Source organism: Pseudovibrio japonicus, assembly GCF_014651595.1.
GTDB classification, from domain to species: Bacteria; Pseudomonadota; Alphaproteobacteria; order Rhizobiales; family Stappiaceae; genus Pseudovibrio; species Pseudovibrio japonicus.
This window is the reverse complement of the sequence record NZ_BMXE01000016.1, coordinates 1,140-12,213: the sequence shown is the minus strand read 5'-3', so window position 1 is coordinate 12,213 and position 11,074 is coordinate 1,140. Positions and strand designations below refer to the sequence as shown.

Below are 11,074 nucleotides of genomic sequence, written 5' to 3'. Positions count from 1 at the left end.
TCCACCATCAAGCGTATCTGCGCCCAGGCCACCTTGAAGCGTGTCATCGCCAAGGCCGCCTTCAAGCACATTGTCCTTGCCATCCCCGATGATCTCATCATGACCAGTCGATCCAAGCACATTTTCGATGTTCGTCAGGATATCGCCTTCTGCAACGCCGGTGTTCTCATCTGAGTTTGCAAGACTAATGCGAGAAGAGACAGCTCCATCCGTAAAGTCTGCATAAGAGGCTGTATCGATGCCGGCTCCACCATCAAGCGTATCTGCGCCCAGGCCACCTTGAAGCGTGTCATCGCCAAGGCCGCCTTCAAGCACATTGTCCTTGCCATCCCCAATGATCTCATCATGACCAGCTGATCCAAGCACATTTTCGATGTTCGTCAGGATATCGCCTTTTGCAACGCCAGTGTTCTCATCCGCGTTTGCAAGACTAATGCGAGAAGAGACAGCTTCATCCGTAAAGTCTGCATAAGAGGCTGTATCGATACCATCTCCACCATCAAGCGTATCTGCGCCCAGGCCACCTTGAAGCGTGTCATCGCCAAGGCCGCCTTCAAGCACATTGTCCTTGCCATCCCCAATGATCTCATCATGACCAGCTGATCCAAGCACATTTTCGACATTGGTCAGCACATCGCCTGCTGCTGCTCCGGTGTTTTCATCTGCATTAACCAGGCTGATACGTGAAGTGAGGTCCGTATCGGTGAAATCCTCATAGGAGGCTGTATCAATGCCAGTACCGCCATCGAGCCTATCGGCGCCCAATCCACCTTGAAGCCTATCGTTGCCATGTCCCGCCCAAATGCGGTCATCACCATCACCAGCAAGAATTTCATCATCGCCAAGACCCGCGAGTACAGTATCTGCACCGTCTCCGGTTCTAATGATTTCAGCACCCAAAGTCCCAAGGATCGTGTCGTCGCCATCTGTCCCGGTTAGATCAGAAGAGCCAGAACCAACTGCATATGAGTTCAAATTGATCAGCGAAGAATCTGCAAACGCCAGCTGTTCAATTTGAAGCTTGTTATCATCTGATGATCGATGAAGCTTGAGAACGGTATTTTCCAAAGCATTCATGTCCGCAGATGCAGTTAACGAAATGATCAGATAATCAGCGACAGTTTCAAACGTGAGATCATTGACCGAAACCGTACCTTTAAACTCGATTGTGTCTGTTTCATCAGGTATGACAGAACCTGGAGCAGCAAGCTGCTTTGCTGTTAAGAGCGCGCTGAAACTGTAAGATGGGGTAAGACTTCGAGCTGACAAAAGCCTTTCAGCTTCAGCCGGTACGACGTTGTCACTGTCTTTGATTTCAACGGTTCCATGACCGAAGTCAACAACATATGTATCGTTGCCTTCGCCCCCGTCCAGAACATCTTCACCGGCGCCACCTTCGAGCCTATCATCGCCAGCTCCACCGATTAGAGCATCATCTCCGAAGCCACCTTTAAGACGGTCATTTCCTTCACCGCCAACAAGCGTGTCGTTGCCGTCCTCACCCTCCAAGATGTCATCTCCAGCATCACCATGTAGATGATCATCTCCCGATCCGCCCTGAAGCCAGTCATCATCATCGCCACCGGAAAGGGTATCATTTCCCTTCCCTCCAACAAGGTGATCACGCCCGGTTTCACCAACCAGATTGTCATCGCCAACATCGCCATTGAGATAATCTGCAGCGTTACCGCCATTCAGCTCGTCATTGCCGGCACCACCTTCTAAAAAGTCCGTACCATCGCCACCAAGAATGATGTCATCACCAGAGCCGCCATAGATATAGTCATTGTGATTTTGGCCATCGAGCGTATCATTGCCGTCTCCGCCCATGATGGTATCATTCTTCTCACCACCATAGATGTGATCGTCACCTAAACCACCAAGAAGCAAATCATGGCCGTCTTCGCCGTAGATGGTGTCATTACCATTACCACCGTCAGCAAAGTCGTTGCCCAGACTTGCGCGAATGGTGTCATTCCCATCCGCGCCCCAAATTGCATCATGCCCGTTTTTGCTCCAGATACGCTCTGTCCACCAACCACCATAGATCGCTTCAGCATCATCTGTGCCGTAGACATCCGAATCGTGCTGAAGTTTCCATTTCTTTCGTTTTCCGCCGGATTTCCGCCAGTACTCATTATTGGTGATTTCTGACAGGTCTCCTTCAGACAAATAGTTTGTACCCGTATACCAGTTCTCTCCCTGGCTTATGACGTAGCCATCTTCGTCTTCAAAAACGCCTTCATCTTCCGGAGCTGCTGGAATTTCTTCGTCTTCAAACTCATCAAAATTGAAGTGTCTATCTTCCAAATCAAGGTAATTAATACCCTTCAAAATGACCTTCTGGCCATTGCTTAAAGTGAGTACAGCATCTTCACCATCCTGGGATTTTTCTGCAACCTCAGGAATATAGATGACATCTTCCTCAAGGTTGAAGTCCGTAATGATGTCTTGCTCTTCTGCATCGGTTAATCGGATTACGAACCGATCACTTCCATCGCCGCCTGACAGTTCATCGTTGCCAGCCCCTCCGATAAGCACATCATTTTGAGACCCACCGGATAGTTTGTCATTACCATTCCCGCCCTGAAGGATATCTTCGCCAATACCTCCTAGCAGCGTATCATCACCTTCTCCGCCAGCAATTCTGTCATCACCGACGCCGCCTTGCGCCAAATCATTACCGACACCTGCATTGATGATATCATTACCCAGATCTCCGTTGATTACATCATTGCCTGTACCGCCATCCAAGGTATCATGGCCCTCACCACCTTCCAGGCGGTCGGCACCACTGCCGCCAATGAGCTTGTCATCTCCTGTGTCTCCATACAGGCTGTCATCATCATCACCGCCAAGCAGAACATCTCGTCCTTCTCCACCAATGAGAATGTCAGTACCGGCATCTCCTAAGATGAAATCATCTCCATCCATGCCAAGGAGCGTATCATTCCCGGCTCCACCTTTGACCTGATCACTTCCTGCGCCGGCGTGAACGGTATCATCTCCACTACCTGCGTCGATAATATCAGCTGCGCCACCAACAACTTGAGTGGCAAGTTCACCCTCTTCGTTCGTGATGGTCTTGAAGCTATCTGCATAAATAATGTCATTACCATCGCCGCCACTAATAGTGTCAGATAATGAGCCTGCGTAAATGCTATCGTTACCAACGCCTCCGTCCAGAACGTCACTTCCCTCACCAACCTGATGAACGCGCTGCGCGAACAATGCCACTTCTTCAAAGTCTTTTGGAAGATCAACTTCGTCTACGGAAACACCTTGTTCATCGGCAAGTTGTTTGCGCGCTTCTTGCCAGTCAGCGATATTTTCTTGGTAAACGGCGAGATCCAGACTGTATTGCGGGTTAATATACGCGAACTCATTTGCGTCAACCCGAGCCTTTAACTCCGGATTGTTCGTGTCTAGCCAACTAAGGAATTGTTCTCCCAACTCAGCTGTTTGACCGTTTAAAACTGCAAAAATATTAAGTTCAACGCCGTTAACCAATGTCAACAGTGCTTCACCCAAGGTGATGGCACCGGCAAATGGGCGCCCCTCCAGAGTGGTCATGCCTTTGTAAGCATGTAAACCTTTGTCCGATTTCAACTCATCGTTTGCTGCTACAACGGTTTCCAACCAGGTTCGGATTTCTGCTGTCAAGTCTGTCTCATAAGTGACAACCATTCGTCCGCCATGCAGAACATCATCGCCGTCACCACCAAAGATTTCGTCATCTCCAGCACCTCCGGTCAGGCTATCATTTCCATCTCCACCATCCAGGAAGTCGTCATGAGCGCCTCCGTCGATGATATCATCTCCGGATTGACCCAGAAGAATATCGGAGCCGTATTCGCCTTTCACATAATCATTGCCGCGCCCTGCAAACACTTGGTCGTTACCCGCACCTGCGATAATCACATCTGAATAGGCATCTTCTCCTGTTGGCTCGATATCAGGGTCATCGCCGCCGCCATCATCGGGTGTATCTTCACTGTCATCGGAGCCGGAGATGCTGTCATCTACTTCACCTTTAGTCTCGACGGCTTCGTCTTGAACATAACCGGTCTCTCTGTGATCAGCTGCACTGTCACCATAAATCACGTCATTGCCATTACCACCAATCAAGACATCTTGACCAGAACCGCCGTCCATCAGATCATGACCCGCACCACCCAGCAGCGTATCGTCTCCTTCCTGACCAAAGAGGAGATCGTCTCCATGACGCCCATGAAGTTCGTTGTCGCCGTCGGAACCGATCAGTCGGTCCTGACGCATCCCGCCGACAAGCGTATCGTCAAAGCCGTCTCGGGCCTTGATGCCATAGCCCTTGGAGTGGTCAGTGATGTAAATTGTCTGGGTGCCGTCGTCATTGGTCTCAATATGGGTCAGCGGCGGTGGCGGTGGTAGTTTACTGAACAGCCCGCCAAACAGGCTGGAAAGAAGCGAGCCAATAACGGAGCCGACTATGGGACCGAGTGGGCCGAGAACTGGTATCAGAGCGGTGCCAATTACTTGTCCGATATAGGTTGTTGCCGCCGCAACCGCAGTTTCAATAAGGGTTTGTCCAAAATCATCAAACCCATGATCAATAAGGTTGCTAAAAAACGTGACCGCCGCCGCAACCGCCGCTGCCCCTTCTGGGCTTAGGTTCACAACTTCGTTTGCAGCGCCATCAGCAACAGACGCGTACTTAACAACGTCAACTGCCCAGTTGCCAGCGTAAGTTTTTACGACATATGAAACTGCAGCCTTAATGGATTGATTTGCAGCAAGTTGCGCATAATCACTGCCGTCCATGTCCTTGCCACTAAGTGCTGCAACAACAGCAAATTGGACAATCGCGCCCTTGATTTCCTGTCCAGCTACCGTATCAAAGAACTCAATGTCATCAATAATGGGCAGACCATTTTGCGGATCGATCGCAATTTGTGCCCCTTCAAGATTAAACAGCTTTGCAAGGCCATCTACACCAATATTGACCGCAAGGATGGTGGCATACTTTTCAGCAACATCATTCAGGTCAGCCCCATTTATCAGCTCAGCAATGATGCCTGGCGCCATATTTTGGATATAACCGGGAATATTGGAAAAGGTATCCGCCAGAATATCACCAAGCGAGGCGGTCATCTCATTGGTTTGGTCGGCCAGCTCTCCGTAGGTAACAACGGTCCCATCATTGAGAATGAGTTCACGATTGCGATCAATCCCGTATATGAATGTCCCATCCCCAATCGGGACAACATGCAAGTCATCTCCGAACAACTCCTGGAGCGCCCCGAGCTGCGTTTGATTGACAATGTGCTGCTCAAGGGTGCTTTCGTTGTGAACACGAACACCACCGGCAATATAGGTATGGGTGCCCTCCACCTCGAAATTATAGGTGACGAAAGACTTTCCATCTTCAGACAAATACGAAAGATAGGAGCGCTTTAAACTCTTAGAGAGTATATTATTAGATGGCTCAACTATAGAGTGTAAAGCGGCGCGGCAGTCAAAGGCTGGTGCATGGGCACCAGTAAGTTCTAGGGACTTGGTCATAAGAGAGTTCGCAATACGTCAGGGGGGCCTCAACCGAGTGCCCCGAAAAACAGAAAAAGAAGATTAATTTGATTTATCCAGCAAGCTGAATGGAATATTGGGCGTGCCAGCAGCAATTTGTGCCGTGCTTCGCGTAACGAGCTTGCGCATGCCAAGTAATCCCTCTCCGCTAAAGTTGGAGGCGCCCCCCTCCCATTTGCCAGCCCCATAAATTTCCTTAAGGCTGAGCTGAGAACGTTGAAGCACATAGTCTTCCGGAGCAGGCAAGCTTTCACTGAAGATCCAATGGAACGGCAGCGCTGCTTCTGAACCACTCAGCTTGATCGACCCATCGCCCGTCAGCGCGCCGCCAGCTGCTTTAATCAGGTCCAGCAAGCAGATATCGCGGCCATCGTCCAGAATAAACCGAGAACCGGCACGGATCTGCGCTTTCTCCTTGATGGCCACTGTACCATCCCCCCGACGCTCACCGGTCACAGCCCAAATCAGTGCATCGCCCTCACTACCAACAACACAGCCAGTTGACGCACGCACCAAGGTGCCGTCGCTTTTCATCAACGCCCCGTCGCTGCGCAAGATATCAATCATAGGTACATGCTGGCCCGCAAAAGGGCCCTCGCCGCAGTACGTTACATGGCCCGGCGTCACCATCAGGCCAAAGACATCTAAGATATGTTGTGACTGGTTATGGAAGACCTTGGACACACGGCTGACCACCAGATCTCCTGATGCGTTGTAGGACTGTACCAAATCCCCAACCACAATCTCCTCAATCCGCTTCTCACTACCGTCTGGCAACAAAATCGGAGTGCCCGGAAGGAAACAGAGGCCGTTCTCTGTTTCTAAAACGTCTCTAAGTAGTGCCATAAGTTGGGGTGCTTTATCCCAACCAGTTTTATAGTTATCGGGCAGGTTTTCAAACACACTTTGAACAAACTGCAAACTGTCTGTAGTAATCCATGGGCTAGTTTCCTGGAGATCGACTAAGACAGCGGCGATTTCGTCATAACTGGGGTTAGAATTTTCTGCAAATAAGGCTTCCAGGGCATCGGCAACGCTATAAAATGTTGCGTCCTTAAATGCTGATGCACCGATGAGACGAAAGAGCTCATCGAATGATGTATCAAAATCAAATGCTGGGCCCACAGTTGCGTAAACAAGCTCTAGCGCGGCGCGCGCAGCTCCAGCATCTTCAAGCGTTAAATGCGTATCTGCATACCTTTCGTTGTTAAGCCCAAGAATTTCATACCATTTGACAGAAACGTCTACTGTCACCCAGGTTTCTCCGACCAGTATTACGTAATCTCCCTCTACTCCTTCGTTAAGTGTGTTGAGTACGATATCAATTGCCATATGAGGAGGGTAACCAAAATCATCGAGCGCATCAGCATACGAGTCTTCGATAAACCTTGTATCTGGTAACCGTCCGTTATTCAGACGCAAATAATTTAGGTAGTTACGTTGATGCACCCCAGCAACATTTTCCCAATCCAGAGCAACGCTTCCCGGTCTCTCATTCTCCCAGATGTTTTGAACAACCTGCACATATATGTTATCGAGCCCGGATACGATCCGATAAGCGGAAGCTGCATAATTATCACCTGCAAGCGTCAGCAGCATATAGGCTTCAGCATGGAGCCCTTTGTCATTTAGCTCCAGTGCTCGCTTTATGGTCGCCTCATCAATAACTACGTTCATCTAACTTGTTCCTCAATTTGCTTTAAAATATTCTGGGTGCGATCGCTAAAGTGGACTTTGGGGAAGAAGAGATCTTTATCAAAATCATGTAATGCGATGGTTTCCTCAAAACGCATCCAAAAATCTCGTGTCATCGGACCTAGCCGCGAGAGCATGACGCGCAGGTTGGCGGCAGGGAACGGACTTATCCTCATCTGGTAATCCCCTTGGCCGAAGTTCAGCTCAATGCTGCATTGGGGAAAAATCTTTGATTTATAATTACGCCCTCCTCCAGGAGAACGGCGTGCAATTGAGCAACTGGCAGTGCCAACAACTTCGCCGCCCCGCCATATCCAAAACACCTGGTTCTGGAAAACACGTTCAATGCCCTGTCGAAGGTCAGTATCCCATGCCCAACTATCTTCATGAAAGCAAAAGGCCCACGGATCGTTTGGCGAGAGGTAAGATACCGTTAGAACATCATCCCGCTGTAATTTCTGGTTAGCCTTCGCCCACTCAGCTAATGCCTGTATTTCTTTTTCAGTGCACCGTTCATGAACGGTATAATTGCCACCGACGCCAGTGGAAAACGCCAAACTATTTGCCAAAGTATTCGGGAGAAAGTCGATAGGCGTCTTATACTCTTTTTCATTCCGCGGGACCTTAGATGGTCCATCAATATATTGAAATGTGCGTCTGTCACACGTGCGACCCGGCATCGTTTCAGCATAATTTTCCCTGCAGTTTGGAATTAGATTATTTTGATCCCAAATGATTCTGAGGCCCAACTTTGAATCACGATCACTTAAATCAACAGAATCCAGAATTTTTCGGTGCTGAGCTGGGGTTTGCGCTTCCGAATAAGCCAAGAACGAGAGCAAGCACGCAAGGTTCAGCGAAAGAGTCCAGAGAACTTTGAAACGGAGTGAGATTTTCATTTAAGCCCATATGTTTATAGCAGGTGAGTTATCTCAGCACCGCGGAAAGCAGTTGGTCGCCACCAACGAGGCTCCCAACAAAAAACAACCTAATTATTCAGTCCGAAATTAAGTAGATTACAACCACCGAATGCATAACCATAAATAACAATCCGTACTTCATACTGCTTTTTGCAATACCAGCTATTTAGTGCGGATTGGGTTTGGCTTTATAACTAAAATCAGATCTGGCATTGCGTCTTGTAGTCCCTTTGAAAATCTGGTTCCGTTCCTGAGATTGAAGTCGGATAGAAGTCACTATCATTACCGTAAATGCCGTTTGTAAATAGCGCTCTCGCCGTAGTAATTCCCATCGAATGGCACGCCGCTGTAAGCAACTATTACCCCAGGTCGACTTGCTGCATCGTTCAATGCCGGCATGAGTAAATTATCCGCAATTTACCACCGGGTGGTATCAGTTGGCGAACGTAGCTCTCAAATTCAGAATCCTTTTTACCCAATCGAACTTTTTGGCCAAAAAAATATCTATGCATCTCCGGATATCTCTATCTGGAGTTATTCATGTTCATTGTCTTGGCCTGTACTCCAGAAACGCTGCTCTCAAAAACTTACGCCAAGCTGAAGAATAAAATAATATTAAGATTAGAATAAAGATCACATTATATTATTTCAGTGTAGTATTCTCGAATGTCACTTTCAGACAGCGTAGGAAGTATAAATACCCCTGTTGCAGAACCGAGTTATGCTAGTAACCCTAGAAAAATTCTTGCTTTATATTTCGAAAAATAGGTTGCAAGCTGTTAAGCACAGCTGATTGATGATTAAGTCTCACGAAAGAAACAGATTGTGAACCATACCTCCACTAGCTCATCCGAAACGTTCTTTGATCCTGATAATGGCTTATTCACTCGATTGTCTGCTTCCAAACGCATTCAAATACTGGGAGAGATTACGTATTTACTGCTGGCGTCAAGGCTGCACAGTGAATATCAAATTAATGATATTGGCGCCGTATTCCTTCCACCAATCCATCTAAACCAGTTCAGGATATATAGAAGTAAAGCACGTCCAATCGGCCTCATCACTTGGGCACACCTAACCAGCGAGGTTGAGGCTAAGTATTTGTCTGGCGACTACAATCTCCAACCAGAAGATTGGACTGACGGAGATCAGCTTTGGTGCATTGATTTCCTGGCTCCGTTTGGACATGGGCGTCAAATTCTCAGGGATCTGCGTTCCAATATCTTCCCCAATGAAGTAGGCAAAGCCATTCGCATCGGCAAAAACGGTACCCCAAGAGGCATCATGAAGCTGCACGGGGTAAATCGTGCTAAAACCCCGCTTCAACTAGACCCTGAATTAAAGCTCCCGAGCGCGACCTGAGTTGCCAAAGAGTTGCATTGCTCAAAATCAAATGGAACCAAAACGTGTGTAGTAGTTCAGTTTCCTCTGATGTATTCAACAACGATAATGGTCATCACCTAGGTATCACCAAGCATTGTATAGCCTGCTATAAAGTAGGTGTCGACATTACCGGATTGCCTGCGGCTATCTTGCGGCAGCACCAGCATTAAACTAACGAAGTTTATTTATCGGTTGTCGAATGGTTCATCATTGATCGTGCCCAACAAAATTCTCTTCAAAGAGTCTGATACGTAAGTTACGCGGTCTAAGCTTCCCTTGTGAGAACGCCATCTCCCCTATCGGGTCTATTGGGTACCCCCAGTTGAGCAGTCTCTATCAATTCCGATTGGATTAATCGCATGATTTGAGCACGGGGGTGACTGGGCCCAACATCACGAAGGCAGGGGTGGACAATGGGACAAGACATAGGAACTGCAAGTGCAGCCATGGCGAAGATGGTCATGCCCTTTCGAAGAAAAGTTCCGCGTTGCTCGCGCTAGACTACGTGCTTCGATCAGCATTACCAAGTTGCACCTGCGGCAGGTGTCTCCCACACCACTTCCTGTGAGCGGCGAAGAGAATTGGCTGAATCAACGGGTGTGTCTATCTATGCTGACTAATACGCCACCAAACGCTCCCGACTTAGTTAGCGTGCCGCCGCACCGGAATGGAACAGATGGTGAGCTAAAACGTGCAATAACTCGGCTTGTGTGCAAGAATTATTATGCAAGAAGCCCGTTGTGTGCAGAAATTATTATACATTCACAATGAGTTGTGCAGGTATAATAAAGTTTGTAATGTCTCTACTTTTTGCAGCTGGCCGATGATGCGAGAAGCTCTCCAAACCGCAAGGATATGAAGTTAACGGTTCACCTTAGCGAGGAGAACGGGTTCCCGGGATGTGATTATACAAACTTTATTATGCCCTTCCATGAGGGACCGGATCAAAAGCGTTAGTTACCTCAACTGACTTCTCAAAGAACGTATCCAGCAACAAATGGCAGAAGCAATAGAATCGTGCGTTTCAATGCTTCGCTAAAATAGCGCAGGAGCCAAGAAGAAGGCTGGTTCGAAATAGCAGGTGAGCGGCGAAGAGAATAGAAACCCCGGAGTTTTTTTCCCCGGGGTTCGTTTGTATTAAGCGACACCTTGATTAAACGAATTGGAAATCATCGGCATGTAGATCCGCCTTGTCTACGCCATTCAGGGTTACTGAATTACCGTCGTTAAACGTAATTACAGCATTGTTCCCGCTATTACTTGTTGCTGCAAGGACTGCGTTAAAATCTGCAAAGAAATCCGTGGCAAAGCGAATGGAATCTTCAGACCCTGCTCCCGCGACGAAATCAGTGATAATATCGTGCCCGAATGATCCACCGGTGAACACAAATGTGTCGTCTCCAGCACCTCCACTCAGTATATCATCAGCAATATCCATTGCCACCGATACACCAGTTTCTCCAAACCCAACAATATCTACTCGGCCGTCCCCGTTCACATCACCAAGCATCCGC

The 11,074-nt window shown here is 48.3% G+C and carries 4 protein-coding genes and 1 pseudogene; 1 reads left to right on the top strand and 4 read right to left on the bottom strand.

Annotation, left to right across the window (positions count from 1 at the left end):
- The 3 genes from IE076_RS22455 to IE076_RS22445 all read right to left on the bottom strand — a co-directional run.
- The coding region (locus IE076_RS22455; RefSeq protein ID WP_189439026.1) for a calcium-binding protein at positions 1–5,541 on the bottom strand (5,541 nt) is incomplete at its 3' end.
- A 63-nt stretch (positions 5,542–5,604) separates the two neighbouring features.
- Positions 5,605–7,239 (bottom strand): Hint domain-containing protein, encoded by a 1,635-nt coding sequence (locus IE076_RS22450; RefSeq protein WP_189439025.1) that lies wholly within the window; start codon positions 7,237–7,239, stop codon positions 5,605–5,607.
- On the bottom strand, positions 7,236–8,156 hold the full coding sequence (locus IE076_RS22445) for a hypothetical protein (protein WP_189439024.1): 921 nt from the start codon (positions 8,154–8,156) through the stop codon (positions 7,236–7,238). Before IE076_RS22445 ends, IE076_RS22450 begins: the two co-directional genes overlap by 4 nt.
- A gap of 846 nt (positions 8,157–9,002) precedes the next feature.
- Between IE076_RS22445 and IE076_RS22440 the strand changes: the two genes are divergently transcribed.
- Positions 9,003–9,539: a toxin-activating lysine-acyltransferase gene (locus IE076_RS22440; RefSeq protein WP_189439023.1), complete on the top strand. Its 537-nt coding sequence runs from the start codon at positions 9,003–9,005 to the stop codon at positions 9,537–9,539.
- Positions 9,540–10,713: 1,174 nt separating this feature from the next.
- Here the strand turns inward: IE076_RS22440 and IE076_RS22435 are convergent.
- Positions 10,714–11,074 (bottom strand): annotated as a pseudogene (locus IE076_RS22435) (calcium-binding protein); the annotation flags it as partial.